This window comes from Belnapia sp. AC561, assembly GCF_979252845.1.
Genome location: NZ_CEEDBP010000002.1, coordinates 99,266 through 112,530 on the forward strand (window position 1 = coordinate 99,266; position 13,265 = coordinate 112,530).

At 72.2% G+C, this 13,265-nt stretch carries 15 protein-coding genes; 12 read left to right on the forward strand and 3 right to left on the reverse strand.

The genetic code is table 11. From position 1 onward, the window contains the following. Positions 1 to 47 precede the first annotated feature (47 nt). The 5 genes from AC0IW9_RS02145 (at position 48) to AC0IW9_RS02165 (ending at position 4,223) form a co-directional block, all read left to right on the forward strand. Positions 48 to 839 carry a RibD family protein gene (locus tag AC0IW9_RS02145; protein ID WP_471646556.1) on the forward strand — a complete coding sequence of 264 codons (792 nt, stop codon included), beginning with the start codon at positions 48 to 50 and terminating at the stop codon, positions 837 to 839. After that, positions 836 to 1,801, forward strand: a complete 966-nt coding sequence (locus tag AC0IW9_RS02150; protein WP_471646557.1) for a zinc-dependent alcohol dehydrogenase — start codon at positions 836 to 838, stop codon at positions 1,799 to 1,801. The genes AC0IW9_RS02145 and AC0IW9_RS02150 overlap by 4 nt, the downstream gene beginning before the upstream one ends. An 18-nt stretch (positions 1,802 to 1,819) precedes the next feature. After that, positions 1,820 to 2,221 (forward strand): 6-pyruvoyl trahydropterin synthase family protein, encoded by a 402-nt coding sequence (locus tag AC0IW9_RS02155; RefSeq protein ID WP_471646558.1) that lies wholly within the window; start codon positions 1,820 to 1,822, stop codon positions 2,219 to 2,221. A 65-nt stretch (positions 2,222 to 2,286) separates the two neighbouring features. Further along, the gene (locus AC0IW9_RS02160; protein WP_471646559.1) at positions 2,287 to 3,324 is read left to right on the forward strand and encodes a glycosyltransferase family 4 protein; all 1,038 of its coding nucleotides are present in this window, start codon (positions 2,287 to 2,289) and stop codon (positions 3,322 to 3,324) included. Beyond that, positions 3,324 to 4,223, forward strand: a complete 900-nt coding sequence (locus tag AC0IW9_RS02165; protein ID WP_471646560.1) for a class I SAM-dependent methyltransferase — start codon at positions 3,324 to 3,326, stop codon at positions 4,221 to 4,223. The genes AC0IW9_RS02160 and AC0IW9_RS02165 overlap by 1 nt, the downstream gene beginning before the upstream one ends. 25 nt (positions 4,224 to 4,248) lie before the next feature. On the opposite strand, the gene AC0IW9_RS02170 is transcribed toward AC0IW9_RS02165, so the two are convergent. Then, on the reverse strand, positions 4,249 to 4,422 hold the full coding sequence (locus tag AC0IW9_RS02170; RefSeq protein WP_471646561.1) for a RidA family protein: 174 nt from the start codon (positions 4,420 to 4,422) through the stop codon (positions 4,249 to 4,251). Positions 4,423 to 4,508: 86 nt separating this feature from the next. Between AC0IW9_RS02170 and AC0IW9_RS02175 the strand changes: the two genes are divergently transcribed. From AC0IW9_RS02175 to AC0IW9_RS02200, 6 genes are all read left to right on the forward strand, one after another. Then, on the forward strand, positions 4,509 to 4,985 hold the full coding sequence (locus AC0IW9_RS02175; protein WP_471646562.1) for a cupin domain-containing protein: 477 nt from the start codon (positions 4,509 to 4,511) through the stop codon (positions 4,983 to 4,985). An 11-nt stretch (positions 4,986 to 4,996) separates the two neighbouring features. Continuing rightward, on the forward strand, positions 4,997 to 6,298 hold the full coding sequence (otnK, locus tag AC0IW9_RS02180) for a 3-oxo-tetronate kinase (RefSeq protein ID WP_471646563.1): 1,302 nt from the start codon (positions 4,997 to 4,999) through the stop codon (positions 6,296 to 6,298). Next, entirely contained in the window at positions 6,295 to 6,930 is a 636-nt protein-coding gene (otnC, locus tag AC0IW9_RS02185; protein ID WP_471646564.1) for a 3-oxo-tetronate 4-phosphate decarboxylase, read from the forward strand. The genes otnK and otnC overlap by 4 nt, the downstream gene beginning before the upstream one ends. 20 nt (positions 6,931 to 6,950) lie before the next feature. Next, positions 6,951 to 7,550, forward strand: coding sequence for a nitroreductase family protein (locus AC0IW9_RS02190; protein ID WP_471646565.1), 600 nt, complete (start codon positions 6,951 to 6,953; stop codon positions 7,548 to 7,550). A gap of 16 nt (positions 7,551 to 7,566) precedes the next feature. Next, positions 7,567 to 8,160, forward strand: a complete 594-nt coding sequence (locus tag AC0IW9_RS02195; RefSeq protein WP_471646566.1) for a nuclear transport factor 2 family protein — start codon at positions 7,567 to 7,569, stop codon at positions 8,158 to 8,160. A gap of 75 nt (positions 8,161 to 8,235) precedes the next feature. After that, positions 8,236 to 8,967: a hypothetical protein gene (locus tag AC0IW9_RS02200; protein WP_471646567.1), complete on the forward strand. Its 732-nt coding sequence runs from the start codon at positions 8,236 to 8,238 to the stop codon at positions 8,965 to 8,967. Positions 8,968 to 9,480: 513 nt separating this feature from the next. On the opposite strand, the gene AC0IW9_RS02205 is transcribed toward AC0IW9_RS02200, so the two are convergent. Both AC0IW9_RS02205 and AC0IW9_RS02210 read right to left on the reverse strand, forming a co-directional pair. Beyond that, the gene (locus AC0IW9_RS02205) at positions 9,481 to 10,614 is read right to left on the reverse strand and encodes a bifunctional 2-methylcitrate synthase/citrate synthase (RefSeq protein WP_471646568.1); all 1,134 of its coding nucleotides are present in this window, start codon (positions 10,612 to 10,614) and stop codon (positions 9,481 to 9,483) included. Between the two features lie 74 nt (positions 10,615 to 10,688). Beyond that, positions 10,689 to 12,227 (reverse strand): MmgE/PrpD family protein, encoded by a 1,539-nt coding sequence (locus AC0IW9_RS02210; protein ID WP_471646569.1) that lies wholly within the window; start codon positions 12,225 to 12,227, stop codon positions 10,689 to 10,691. A gap of 125 nt (positions 12,228 to 12,352) precedes the next feature. Here AC0IW9_RS02210 and AC0IW9_RS02215 point away from each other — a divergent pair, with 125 nt between their 5' ends. Then, the gene (locus tag AC0IW9_RS02215) at positions 12,353 to 13,261 is read left to right on the forward strand and encodes a LysR family transcriptional regulator (protein WP_471646570.1); all 909 of its coding nucleotides are present in this window, start codon (positions 12,353 to 12,355) and stop codon (positions 13,259 to 13,261) included. The last annotated feature ends 4 nt before the right edge of the window (positions 13,262 to 13,265 follow it).

Sequence of the window (13,265 nt, forward strand, 5' to 3'; positions counted from 1 at the left end):
CTGGCGCGCCGCGCCGGCATCCGGCAAGGTGCCGCGCAATGGATGTGATGACGGAAAGACCTGCCGATCCGCCGCTGGCCTGGGAAGCGTTGCGCGCCCTGCGGGATGCGCCGGGGATGCTGCCGCCGGGGCCGCTCGGCGCGCTGTTCGGGCCGCTGCTGGTGCCGGCGCGGGCGGCGGATGGCTGCGTCGTCGTCGGGCGGCTGGCGCAGACCCTGGACGGGCGGATCGCCACCGCCTCCGGCTCCTCCCAGTGGATCGGCGGGGCGGGCGACATCCTGCATACCCACCGGCTGCGGGCGCTGTGCCATGCGGTGGTGGTGGGCGCCGGGACGGTGCGGCACGACGACCCGCGGCTGACCACGCGGGAATGCACCGGGCCGGATCCGGTGCGGGTGGTGCTGGATACCGATCGGCGGCTTTCGGCCGACTACCGGATTTTCCGCGAGGGCCCGCCGACCCTGCTGCTGGCGGCCGCGGATGCGCCGGGCGGCGACCGGCTGGGCACGGCGGAGGTGGTGCGGCTGCCGCGGGATGCGCTGCATGGCGGGCTGGCGGTGCCGGCGATCCTCGGCGCGCTGGCGGCGCGCGGGCTGACGCGCATCTTCGTCGAGGGCGGCGGGGTGACGGTGAGCCGCTTCCTGGCGGCGGGCTGCCTCGACCGGCTGCATGTGACGGTGGCGCCGGTGCTGCTGGGCTCCGGCATCCCGGCCTTCACCCTGCCGGAGGCGGCGCGGATCGCCGATGGGCTGCGCTTCGCCTGGACGGTGCATGCGCTGGCGCCGGATGTGCTCTTCGATATCGCGCTCGACCGGATGCGGCCGGGGGTCTGCGCATGAAGGCGACCGCCCTGTGGTACGTGGCGCCGGGTGTCGCCGAACTGCGCACGGAAGACCTGCCGCCGCCGGCCGAGGGCCAGGCGCTGGTGAGGGCGCTGGCGAGCGGCATCTCCCGCGGGACGGAGCGGCTGGTGCTGGCCGGGCGGGTGCCGGAAAGCCAGTGGCCGGTGATGCGGGCGCCGCTGATGGCGGGCGCATTCCCCTATCCGGTGAAGTACGGCTATGCGGCGGTCGGCGCGGTGGAGGCCGGCCCCCCTGCCCTGCTCGGCCGCCGGGTCTTCTGCCTGCATCCGCATCAGGACCGCTTCCTGGCGCCCGCCGCGATGTGCCTGCCGGTGCCGGATGGAGTGCCCGATCTGCGCGCGGTGCTGGCGGCGAACATGGAGACGGCGGTCAACGTGCTCTGGGATGCGCGGCCGCTGGTGGGCGAGCGGGCGCTGGTGATCGGCGCCGGGGTGGTCGGGCTGCTGGTGGCGGCGCTGCTGGCGAGGGTCCCCGGCCTCGACCTGGCGGTCTGCGACATCGACCCCGGGCGGGCGGGGCTGGCCGAGGCGCTCGGGGCGCGGTTCTGCGCGCCGGAGGCGGCGCCGGGCGGGCGCGACCTGGTGATCCATGCCAGCGCGGCGCCGGAGGGGCTGGCGCTGGCGCTGGACCGCGCCGGCTTCGAGGGGCGGATCGTCGAGGCGAGCTGGTACGGCGACCGCAGCGTGACCCTGCCGCTGGGCGAGGCCTTCCATGCGCAGCGGCTGTCGATCGTCTCGACCCAGGTCGGGCAGGTTTCGCCGGTCATGCGCGGGCGGCGGACGCATGGGGAGCGGCTGGCGCTGGCCCTCGGCCTGCTGGAGGACCCGCGCTTCGATGCGCTCCTCGCGCCGCCGGTGGATTTTGCCGCATTGCCGGCGGCTTTGCCGGGGATATTGAATGGGCCGGCGGCACATCCCTGCCCCACGGTCACCTACTGAGCAAGCGAGCGAGCGACCATGTACAGCCTGACCGTCTGCGACCACATCATGGTGGCGCACAGCTTCCGCGGCGCGGAATTCGGCCCCGCGCAACGCCTGCATGGCGCCACCTTCGCGGTGGAGGCGGAGTTCCGCGCGCCCAGCATCGACGCGCTGGGGCTGCTGGTGGATATCGGCCTGGCCAAGGTGGAGCTGCGGAAGGCGCTCGATGGGCTGGACTACCGCAACCTGGATGGCGAGCCGGCCTTCGCCGGGGTGAATACCACCACCGAATTCCTCTGCTCCCACATCCATGGGCTGCTGGCGGCGGCGCTGAAGGACGGCAGGCTGGGGGCGCAGTCGGGCAACGTGACCGGGCTGAAGATCCTGCTGCGGGAAAGCCCGAATGCCTGGGCGGCCTATGAAGGTCCTGTCGCGTGACTGGGTCCGATGACCGGAGGGCGCAGGCGCAGCCGAGCACCGAAGGTCTGAATCGGACCCAGGCTTTGCCAATTGCCCTGCTCGTGCCGGCGCCCTTCGACACCATCTCGGGCGGCTATGGCTATGACCGGCGGCTGGTCGAGGGCTTCCGGGCGCTGGGCGAGACGGTGCAGGTCATCGAGCTGGCGGGGCGGCATCCGCTGCCGGACGAGGCGGCGCTGGCGGCGGCGCGGGCGGCGCTGGACGGGCTGGCCGAAGGGACGCGGATCATCCTCGACGGGCTGGGGCTGCCGGCCTTCGCGCCGCTGGCCGATGCCCTGGTCGCGCGGCGGGCGGTGGCGCTGATCCATCATCCGACGGCGATGGAGGCCGGCATCGGCGCCGATGCGGCGGCGGCGCTGCGGGCGACGGAGGCGGCGATCTTCCCACGGCTGGCGCGGCTGGTGGTGCCCTCCGCCGCGACCGGGCGGGACCTAACGCGGGAATTCGGCGTGGCACCGGAGCGGATCGGCGTGGTCGAGCCGGGGACGGATGCGGCGCAGCGGGCGCGCGGCTCGGGCGGGCCGGGCGTTGCCATCCTCTCGGTCGGCACGCTGATCCCGCGCAAGGGGCACGACGTGCTGCTGAAGGCGCTGGCGCGGCTGACCGATATCGACTGGAGCCTGACCATCGCCGGCGGGGCGCGCGACGCGGTCTATGCCGAGGGGCTGCGGGCGCTGGTGGAGGAACTCGGGCTGGCGCAGCGGGTGCGCTTCGCCGGGGAGGTTTCCGGCGCGGCGCTGGAGAATTTGTATAGCCGCAGCGACGTCTTCGCCTTGGCGACCCATTGGGAAGGCTATGGCATGGCCGCGGCCGAGGCCCTGGCGCGCGGCCTGCCCGTCGCCATCACCGCCGGTGGGGCGATCGCGGATGTGGTGCCGGTGGAGGCGGGCTGCGTCTCGCCGCCCGGCGACGTGATGCTGCTGACCCGGGCGATGCGGCGGGTGCTGTTCGATACCGGGATGCGGGCGGAGATGGCCGAGGCGGCCTGGCAGGCCGGGCAGCGGCTGCCGCGCTGGAGCGACCGGGCGGCGGCCTTCCTGCGTGAGTTGGAGAAGGCCTGATGGCGGAGGAATTCGCGCTCGACTGGCTCGACCTGCGGGAGCCCTTCGATGCCATGGCGCGCAGCCAGGCGCTGGCGGATGCGCTGCTGGCCAGCCTGCCGGCGCGGCCGCGCTTCCTCGACCTCGGCGCCGGGACCGGCAGCCTGTTCCGCTTCCTGGCGCCGCGGCTGGGGCGGGCGCAGGTCTGGACCCTGGTGGATGCCGACCGGGAGCTGCTGGAGGCGGCCTTCGACACCATCGCCGACCGCAGCGAGGCGATCGGCCACAAGGTGACGGTGCCGAACCGCCGCACCCTGCTGGTGCATGCGCCGGGCGGGGCCTGGCGGATCGAGACCCTGGTGGCCGACCTGGCGGAGGCGCCGCGCGGGCTGCCGCTGCACAATGCCGATGCGGTGGTGTCCTCGGCGCTCTGCGACCTGGTCTCGCGGGACTGGGTGGAGCGGCTGGCGGGGGCGCTGCGGGTGCCCTTCTATGCGGCGCTCTGCGTCACCGGGCGGGACCGCTTCACCCCGCCGCATCCGGCCGACCGGGTGGTGGCGGATGGCTTCCGCCGCGACCAGGGCCGGGACAAGGGTTTTTCCGGAGTCGCGCTGGGCGACCGGGCACCGGCGGCGATCGCCGAGGCCTTTTCGGCGCGCGGCTTCGACGTGACCAGCGCGCCGAGCGACTGGGAGATCCGCAGCCGCGGCGCCATGCCGCTGCCGGGGATGCACGAGGCGGCGACGCGCTTCCTCAGCGAGCTGGTGATGGGGCATGCGGAGGCGGCGCAGCGGCAGGACCGGCGGGGCGATCCGCGGATAGGCGGCTGGCTGGAGGATCGGCTGGGGCAGGTGGCGGCGCGGCGGCTGGCGGCGCGGATCGGCCATCGGGACGTGCTGGCGCTGCCCCGGAAGCCGTGAGGGCTCAGGGTCAGCCCTTGGGCACCTAGGCGACCGCCTCGACCTCCGGCGCGCACTCCATGGGCGTGCGGCCGGCCTGCATGCGGGTGCGGGCCGGCAGGGTCGCCTGGCTGGTGAAGCAGCTGCGGTAGATGCGGTCGAATTCCTCCTGCTGGCGCTGGTCGCGCAACCAGACGATGACCTTCAGCAGGCAGTCCATGCCGCACCCGGATGCCAGGCCGCGGCCGGTGCCGGCAGAAGTGCCTCCCTCTCGCAGGACCTCCCTCTCGCAGGAAAGGATCGGACATGACGGAACGACCCATCGCGGTGGTGGCGGCGGCGGTGGCGCCGCGCGCCGTGCCTTCGGGCTATCCGGCCGACCTCGTCTCGAAGATGGCGGGGCGGGAGAAGCGGGTGCTCGGGGATCTCTTCGGCCTGGGCAACTTCGGGGTGAACCTGGTGCGGCTGCCGCCCGGGGCTGCCTCCTCGCTGCGGCATGCGCACCGGACCCAGGATGAGTTCGTCTATGTCCTCGAGGGTCATCCGCTGCTGCGGACCGATGCGGGGGAGACGCCGCTGGCGCCCGGCATGTGCGCCGGCTTCAAGGCGGGCACCGGGGATGCGCATTGCCTGGTGAACCGGTCCGCCGCCGACGCGATCTATCTGGAGGTGGGCGACCGCAGCCCGGGCGATGGCGTCAGCTACCCCGAGGACGATCTCACCGCTGTGATGGGCGCCGACGGGAAATGGCGCTACAGCCGCAAGGACGGCACGCCGCTTTAAGGGAGAGAACCATGCCATTGCTCGGCTGCATCGCCGACGACTTCACCGGCGCCACCGATCTGGCGAATACGCTGGTCAAGGGCGGCATGACCGCGGTGCAGGTGATCGGCGTACCGCCCGCCGCGGAGCGGCATGGCACGGCCTCCCCGTTGCCCGAGGCGGATGCGATCATCGTCGCGCTGAAGTCCCGCACCTCCCCGGCGCGGGAGGCGGTGGCCGAGAGCCTGGCCGCCTGCGAGGCGCTGCTGGCCGCCGGCGCGAAGCAGATCTTCTTCAAGTACTGCTCCACCTTCGACAGCACGGAGGCGGGGAACATCGGCCCGGTGGCGGATGCGCTGGTGCAGCGGCTCGGCTGCGGCTTCGCCATCGCCAACCCGGCCTTCCCGACCAATGGGCGGACGGTCTTCCAGGGGCATCTCTTCGTCAATGCCACCCTGCTGAACGAGAGCGGGATGGAGAACCACCCGCTGACGCCGATGAAGGATGCCAACCTGGTGCGCGTGCTGGGCCGGCAGACCGGCGGCACGGTGAAGCTGATCCCCTTCGCGGTGGTCGAGCAGGGCGCCACCATCCTGCGCCACACCATGACCGGGCTGAAGGAAAGCGGCTGGCGCTACGCCATCGTCGATGCCGTCACCGACGCGCATCTGCTGACGATCGGCGAGGCCGTGGCCGACCATGCGCTGGTCACCGGCGGGTCCGGGGTGGCGATGGGGCTGCCGGCGAATTTCCGCGCCAAGGGGCTGCTGCCGGACCGTGGCGAGGCGGCATCCGCCCTGCCGCCGATGGCCGGGCCGGCGGCGGTGCTGGCGGGGTCCTGCTCGCGCGCGACGCTCGGGCAGATCGGCTATGCGCGGGACCATGCGCATACGCTGGAGCTGGATGCGCTGGCGACGCCCGACGTGGCGGCGCTGGTGGCGCAGGCGCTGGCCTGGGCCGAGGGCAAGCTGGGCGACGCGCCCATCGTCATCGCCGCCTCCGCGCCGCCGGAGCAGGTGGCGGCGCTGCAGCGCAAGCTGGGGCGGGAGGCGGCGGGGGCGCTGGTCGAGGAGACGCTGGCCGGCATCGCCGCGGCGCTGGTGGCGCGGGGCGTGACGCGGCTGGTGGTCGCGGGGGGCGAAACCTCGGGCGCCGTCGTCTCGCGGCTCGGCGTGACGGCGCTCAGGATCGGGCCGGAGATCGACCCGGGCGTGCCCTGGACCTATGCCGAGTCCGGCTCCGCCGGGGGTGCCGAACAACCCGGGCTGCACCTCGCGCTCAAGTCCGGCAATTTCGGCACGCGCGACTTCTTCCTGAAGGCCTTCGGGGTATGAGCGCGGAGGCGGATCTCCGCGAGGCGATCGCGGCGCATGGGCGGCTGCTGTTCGGCCGGGGCTTCTCGGTCGGCTCGGCCGGCAACATCAGCGTGCGGCTGGAGGATGGCTTCCTCATCACGCCGACCAATTCCTGCCTCGGCCGGCTGGATCCGGCGCGGATCAGCAAGCTCGACAGCGCCTACCGGCATGTCTCGGGCGACAAGCCCTCGAAGGAGGTGTTCATGCACCGCGCCTTCCTGGCGACGCGGCCGGAGGCGGGGGCGGTGGTGCATCTGCATTCGACGCATGCGACGGCGATCGCCTGCCTCGCCGCCCCGGGCGAGGCGGCGCCGATCCCGCCGCTGACGCCCTATTTCGTCATGCGGGTGGGGCGGAGCCTGCCGGTGGTGAAGTACTACCGGCCGGGCGACGCGGCGATGGAGCCGGCGATCGCGGCGGCGGCCAAGGATGCGCGGGCGGTGCTGCTGGCGAACCATGGGCCGGTGGTGAGCGGCAAGACCCTCGACGATGCGGTCTATGCGGCGGAGGAGCTGGAGGAGGCGGCGAAGCTGGCGCTGCTGCTGCGCGGCCAGCCGGCCCGGACCTTGACGCCGGACGAGGTTGACGACCTCCTCGGCACCTTCGGCTGAGCCGGACAGGAGATGCCAGCATGAGCACCGCGCCCGACCGGGAAGCCCCCGCCGAATACCCCATCGAGGCCCTGCTGCGGCGGCGCTGGAGCCCGCGCAGCTTCACCGGGGAGCCTGTGTCCCCAGCCGCGCTGCAAAGCCTGCTGGAGGCCGCCCGCTGGGCCGCGAGCTGCAACAACGGCCAGCCCTGGCACTTCGTCGTCGCCCGGCGGGATGCGGAGCCGGAGGCCTTTGCCAAGCTGCTGGCCACGCTCTCGCCGAACAACCAGGGCTGGGCGCGGGAGGCCGGGGTGCTGATGATCGCCGTGGCGCGGCTGACCTTCGCCGCCAACGGCAACCCGAACCGGCATGCGTTGTACGACACCGGCGCGGCGGTCACGCAGATGGCGCTGCAGGCCGGGGCGCTCGGGCTCGGGCTGCATCAGATGGCGGGCTTCGATGCGGCGAAGGCGCGCGAGGCCTGCGGCATCCCGGAGGGCTTCGAGCCGGTGGCGGCGATCGCCATCGGCCATGTCGGGCCGGCCGAGGCCTTACCGGAGGCGCTGGCGGCGCGGGAGGTGGCGCCGCGGCAGCGCCGGCCGCACTCCGAATGGGCCTTCTTCGGCGGCTGGCAGGGCTGAGGCGGTGGAGCAGGCGATGCTCGACCGGCTGGCGATCCGCGCGCTGGTCGAGACCTGGGCGGTGTGGCGCGACGCCGGCGACTGGGAGCGCTTCGCCACCTGCTGGCACGACGACGGCTACATGTGCGCCACCTGGTGCCAGGCGCCGGCGGCGGAGTTCATCGCGGCCAGCAAGGCGGGCTGGGCGAAGGGCGTTTCGATCCTGCATTTCCTCGGCGGGCATAGCGCCGATGTCGCGGGGAGGCGGGCGATCGCCCAGACCAAGATGACCATCAGCCAGCGCGCGCCGGTGCATGGCGTGGTGGTGGACGTGGTCTGCACCGGGCGCTTCTACGATTTCATCGAGCAGCGCGACGGCGCCTGGCGCGTGGTGCTGCGCCAGCCGATCTACGAGAAGGACCGGATGGACCCGGTGGATCCGGCGGCGACGCTGGCGCTGGATGCGGCGCTGCTGGCGCGCTTTCCCGTGGGGTATCGGCACCTGGCCTATCTGCAGACGCAGATCGGCTATGCGGTGAAGACCGACATGCCGGGGCTGATGGGACCGGAGGTGGAGGCGCTCTATGCGCGCGGTGCGCGCTGGCTGGCAGGCGAGGCGCCGCCCTTCTAGGAGCGGCGCCCGCAGTCAGCCGGTGATCAGGTCGCCGGGGCCTCGGCCTCGGCGGCGGGAGCCTCCGGCGCCGGGGTGGCGGCGGGGCTCATCTTCTCCGCCTTGCGGGCGGCGCGGGTGATGGCGCCCTTGCGCGCGGCCTCGGAGCGGGCGGAAGGCGCCGGCGCCTTCGCGGCCTTCGCCGGTGCGGCCTTCCGCGGCGCGGCCTTCACGGCCTTCGCCGCCGCGGGCTTGCGGGCAGCGGGCTTCTTCGCCGCGGCGGCGGCACGCTTCGGCGCAGCCTTCGCCACGGCGGGCTTGCGGGCGGCGGGCTTCTTCGTGGCGGCGGCGGCGCGCTTCGGCGCGGGTTTCACCGCGGCCTTGCGGGCAGCGGGCTTCTTCGCGGCGACGGCCTTCTTCGGTGCGGCCTTCCGCGCCGGTGCTGCCTTCTTCGGCGCGGCCTTCGCCGGCGCGGCCTTGCGGGCGGCGGGCTTCTTCACCGCGGCGGCGCGCTTCGGCGCGGCCTTGGCGGCAGCCTTCGGCGCCGCCTTGCGGGCGGCGGGCTTCTTCGCGGCTGCAGCCTTCTTCGCAGGCGCGGCCTTCTTCGCGGGCGCTGCCTTCTTGGCCGGCGCGGCCTTGCGGGCGGCGGGCTTCTTCACCGCGGCGGCGGCGCGGCTGCGGGCCGTCGCGGGCTTCTTCGCGGTGCGGCGGGTGGTGGCGACGGCCATGGGCTGGGCGCGGCTGGCAACGGGGGCTTCGGGCGTATCGGTCACAGGGGGAATCTCCTGGGGCAATGGGTCGGGGAAGGGTCTGCGGCAAGCGATCTGACGTCAGGGCTGGCGATGCGATGACCGCGGCGCGCGATGATGGATGCGCGCGAAGCCGCGGGTTTCACTGTCCAGGCCTTGCGGGCAGCAAGCGGTGGCGGACGATGAGAGGCCCGTGGCGGGCTGGATCGCATCGTGGTTCCGTCCTCCGCGTATCCGGCACGGGGCGTTAAAATTTTGCCCTGCGACGGCGCGGAATGGCCGGCGAATTTTGCTGCCGCCACCCCGTCCTGCCTGCGGTCCATGGACCGTCCTTCCCTATCGCGACAGGATGGTTGAAGGCCGAGCGATCTGCCGCGGTGCATATCCCGCTGGACGAATCGCGGGCAACATCATGCGCGCATTTGCACGCTATCTGCACAGCCATCCGGCCTGTCAACAGAAACCGCAATTGCTGCCACGCTTTTATGCGTGTGCCCTGTGCAGTGCATGCGCGATGCGCTGCGCGCAGCCTGCAGAATTGCAAACGGCCGCCGGATGCACCGGCGGCCGTCCTGCGGTGACGACGCGGAATTCAGCGTGCCGAGATCGGCGGCACCGGACGCTGCTCCGGCCCCGTGTAGAACGAGAGCGGGCGGATCAGACGGTTGTCGGCGGCCTGCTCGATGACATGCGCGGCCCAGCCGGTGACGCGCGAGGCGACGAAGATCGGCGTGAACAGCGGGATGTCGAAGCCCATGAGGTAGTAAGCGGGACCGGCCGGGAAATCGAGATTCGGGTGGATGTTCTTCTCCTTGAGCATCTTCGCCGCCAGCACCCGGGAGGTGTTCATCCAGGTCTTGTCGCCGACCACCTCGGCCATCTTCTCGGCGTACTTGGTCATCGTCGGCACCCGGCTGTCGCCGGTCTTGTAGACCCGGTGGCCGAAGCCCATCACCAGCGCCTTGTGGTCGAAGCGGGTGGAGAGCCACTCCTCCGCCTTATCCGGCCCGCCGACTTCCTTCAGCATGTGCATCACGGCTTCGTTGGCGCCGCCATGCAGCGGGCCCTTCAGCGCGGCGATGCCGGCGGTGATGGCGCCGTGGATGTCGGCCATGGTCGAGGTGACCAGCCGGGCGGTGTAGGTCGAGGCGTTGAAGGTGTGCTCGGCATAGAGGATGAGGGAGACGTCGAAGGCCTTCAGCACCTCGGGCTGCGGCACCTTGCCGAAGACGAGGTTGAAGAAATTCTCGCCGAAGGAATGGCCCGGATCGGGCATCACCGGGTCCAGGCCCTTCGCCGCGCGATGCGCCGCGGCGATGGCGGTCGGGATCTTGGCCAGCAGGCGGATCGCCTTGCGGCGGGTGGCGGCCTCGCTGATGTCGGCGCTCTCGGGATCCTCCATGCCCATGAAGGAGACCGCGGTGCGGATGGCGTCCATCGGATGGCCGCCATGCGGGAAGTCCTTGATCACCCGGTGGAGCGCCGGGCTGATCTCGCGCTCGGCCGCTTCCGCGGCCTTGAAGTCGGCGAGCTGGTCGCGGTTCGGCAGCTCGCTGTTCCACAGCAGGTAGGCGACCTCCTCGAAGCTGCATTCCTCGCAGAGGTCCTGCACGGCATAGCCGCGGTAGGTGAGGCTGTTGGTCTCCGGCATCACCTTGGAGATGGTGGAGACATCGGCATAGACGCCGACGAGGCCCTTCTTGATGTCGGGGGTGGCTTCGCTCATGGCTGGTTCTCCCGTGTAGTAAGGGCCGGGGACGGCGGGTGCCGCCCCCGGATGGGATGGAGGCTCGGGACGGCTCAGAAGATGCCCGGCTTGCCTTCGGCCAGGCTGCCGGCCGGCATGGCGACGTTCAGCAGGTGCAGCTCGCCGGCCGGGATCCGCGCCAGGTCCTGGACATCGGCGAGGAAGCGGGCGCTCTCCCGGGCCGAGATCAGGCCGTCGGTCATGATCTGGAACTTGTTGATGTATTCCGCCCGGCCGAAGGGTCGGGCGCCGTTCGGATGGGCATTGGCGACCGCCATCTCATCGACCAGCTTGGTGCCGTCCTTGAAGATGATCTCGACGCGGCCGCCGAAGGAGAGTTCGTTCGGGTCGCGCGACTTGTAGCGGCGCGTCCATTCCGCATCCTCGGTGGTCTCGATCTTGTGCCAGAGGCGGACGGTATCGGCCCGGCCGGCGCGGCGGGGGGCATAGCTGTCCACGTGGTGCCAGCGGCCGTCCTGCAGGGCGACGGCGAAGATGTACATGATGGAGTGGTCGAGGGTCTCGCGGCTGGCCTTCGGGTCCATCTTCTGCGGGTCGTTGGCGCCGGTGCCGATCACGTAGTGGGTATGATGGCTGGTGTGGATGACGATCTTCTCGATCGCCTCCTGGTCCGGGATGCTCTCCCGCATGCGGAAGGCGAGGTCGATGAGGGCCTGGGACTGGTACTCGGCCGAGTGCTCCTTGGTGTAGCTGTCCATGATGGCGCGCTTGGGCTCGCCGGCGGTCGGTAGCGGCACCTCGTAGTAGACCGGGCCATAGGCGGCCGGGCGGCCTTCCTTGTCGGCCATGGTGCGGCCCGAGAGGACCCAGCCGATGACGCTGTCCTCGCCCTCGTAGATCGGGGACGGGGCGCCCTCGCCGCGCATGGCGCGGTCGGCGGCCTCGATCGCCAGCTTGCCGGCATGCGCCGGGGCGAAGGCCTTCCAGCTGCTGATCTCGCCCTTGCGGGACTGGCGGAAGGAGATGCTGACGTGGAGCGCCTGCTGCACCGCCTGGAAGATCGCCTCCTGCGGCAGCTTCAGCAGGGTGCCGATGCCGGCCGCGGCCGAGGGGCAGAGATGGGCGATGTGGTCGACCTTGTGCTCGTGCAGGCAGATGGCCTTCACCAGGTCGATCTGGATCTCGTAGCCGGTCGCCAGGCCGCGGATCAGGTCGCGGCCGGATTTCTCCATGGTCTGGGCGACGGCCAGGATGGGGGGGATGTTGTCGCCGGGGTGGGAGTAGTCCTCGGCGAGGAAGGTGTCGTGCATGTCGAGCTCGCGCACCGCGGTGCCGTTGGCCCAGGCGGCCCATTCCGGCGAGAAGCGCTTGTTGGCGGGCATGCCGAAGATGGTGGCGCCGCCCTTGCGGGCATGGCCGAGCGCCATGGCGCGGGCCGAGGTGGGGGCCTTACGGTTGACCGAGGCGATGCCGACGGCGGCATTGTCGATGATCCGGTTGATGATCATCGCCGCCACGTCCTTCTCGACCGCGACCTTGTCGGCGGCGACGCCGGCGATCTTCCAGGCGAGCTGGTCCTCGCGCTTGAGGAGGGACTTGGACGGGTGGAGCTTCACGGGATGGAGTTGCATGGCGGTCGTTCCCTGGGGTGAGGCGTGCTTTGTCGCCCCAGGCGCGGCCTTCGTCCATTCCGATTGAGCGGCGGGCACGATATGATTTGCGTATCGCCGATCAGGATTACGCCCAGGAGCACCCGATGGATTTCCGCATCCTGCGCCGCATGGGGCATTTCCTGGCGGTCGCCGAGGAGGGCCATTTCGGCCGCGCCGCCGCCCGGCTGGGCGTCTCGCAGCCGCCGCTGACGGCGCAGATCCAGGCGCTGGAGGCCGAACTCGGCGTGCGGCTGCTGGAGCGCACGCGGAAGGGCGCGCGGCCGACGCGGGAGGGCGAGGCCTTGCTGCCGATCCTCCGGCGCCTCGCCGAGGATGCCAAGCAGGTGGAGAGCCTGGCGCGCGAGCTGCGGGCCGGGCGGCATGCGCCGATGGCCATGGCCTGCGTCACCAGCGCGCTGTTCGACTACCTGCCGCCGCTGGTGCGCGGGCTGCGGGCGGCCGCCCCCGACAGCGCCCTGGCGGTACGGGAGATGGATACCGCGGATGCGGTGGAGGCGCTGCGGCGCGGCGAGGTGGATTTCGCCCTCGCCCGGCTGGACCGCGACCGGCCGCCGCTGCGGGTGCTGCCGCTGGGCGCCGATGCGCTGGTGGTGGCATTGCCCGAAGGGCATCCGTTGCTGGGAGAGCCGGGCCCCCTCCCCCTGGCGTCGCTCGCCGGGGAGGCGCTGGTGCTGCTACCGCGCAGCATCAGCCCGGCCTATTTCGACCGGCAGGTGACCGCCTGCCGCGCCGCGGGCTTCGAGCCGGTGGCGATGCGCGAGGTGGGCTCGGCCATGGCGCAGCTCGCCTTCGTCGCGGCGGGGCTCGGCGTCGCGCTGGTGAGTTCGGGGATGGCGGTGCTGCGGCCGCCGGGGGTCGCCTTCCGCGGGCTGGCGGGGCCGGTCGCCTCCGTCGGCGTGGCGCTGGTCTGGAACGGGGAGCGGGAGACGGAAGCGGCGCGGCTGGCGATCGGGGTGGCGGGCCGGGTTTTTCAGGCGGCGGAGAAGGGCTAGGTTC

What these genes read in the sequence shown, in the direction of transcription:
- AC0IW9_RS02170 (WP_471646561.1), bottom strand. Translation starts at nt 4,422, where the DNA reads ATGGACTGCCTGCTGAAGGTCATCGTCTGGTTGCGCGACCAGCGCCAG.
- AC0IW9_RS02215 (WP_471646570.1), top strand. Translation starts at nt 12,353, where the DNA reads ATGGATTTCCGCATCCTGCGCCGCATGGGGCATTTCCTGGCGGTCGCC.
- AC0IW9_RS02195 (WP_471646566.1), top strand. Translation starts at nt 7,567, where the DNA reads ATGCTCGACCGGCTGGCGATCCGCGCGCTGGTCGAGACCTGGGCGGTG.
- AC0IW9_RS02145 (WP_471646556.1), top strand. Translation starts at nt 48, where the DNA reads ATGACGGAAAGACCTGCCGATCCGCCGCTGGCCTGGGAAGCGTTGCGC.
- AC0IW9_RS02155 (WP_471646558.1), top strand. Translation starts at nt 1,820, where the DNA reads ATGTACAGCCTGACCGTCTGCGACCACATCATGGTGGCGCACAGCTTC.
- AC0IW9_RS02190 (WP_471646565.1), top strand. Translation starts at nt 6,951, where the DNA reads ATGAGCACCGCGCCCGACCGGGAAGCCCCCGCCGAATACCCCATCGAG.
- otnK (WP_471646563.1), top strand. Translation starts at nt 4,997, where the DNA reads ATGCCATTGCTCGGCTGCATCGCCGACGACTTCACCGGCGCCACCGAT.
- AC0IW9_RS02175 (WP_471646562.1), top strand. Translation starts at nt 4,509, where the DNA reads ATGACGGAACGACCCATCGCGGTGGTGGCGGCGGCGGTGGCGCCGCGC.
- AC0IW9_RS02165 (WP_471646560.1), top strand. Translation starts at nt 3,324, where the DNA reads ATGGCGGAGGAATTCGCGCTCGACTGGCTCGACCTGCGGGAGCCCTTC.
- AC0IW9_RS02210 (WP_471646569.1), bottom strand. Translation starts at nt 12,227, where the DNA reads ATGCAACTCCATCCCGTGAAGCTCCACCCGTCCAAGTCCCTCCTCAAG.
- AC0IW9_RS02205 (WP_471646568.1), bottom strand. Translation starts at nt 10,614, where the DNA reads ATGAGCGAAGCCACCCCCGACATCAAGAAGGGCCTCGTCGGCGTCTAT.
- otnC (WP_471646564.1), top strand. Translation starts at nt 6,295, where the DNA reads ATGAGCGCGGAGGCGGATCTCCGCGAGGCGATCGCGGCGCATGGGCGG.
- AC0IW9_RS02150 (WP_471646557.1), top strand. Translation starts at nt 836, where the DNA reads ATGAAGGCGACCGCCCTGTGGTACGTGGCGCCGGGTGTCGCCGAACTG.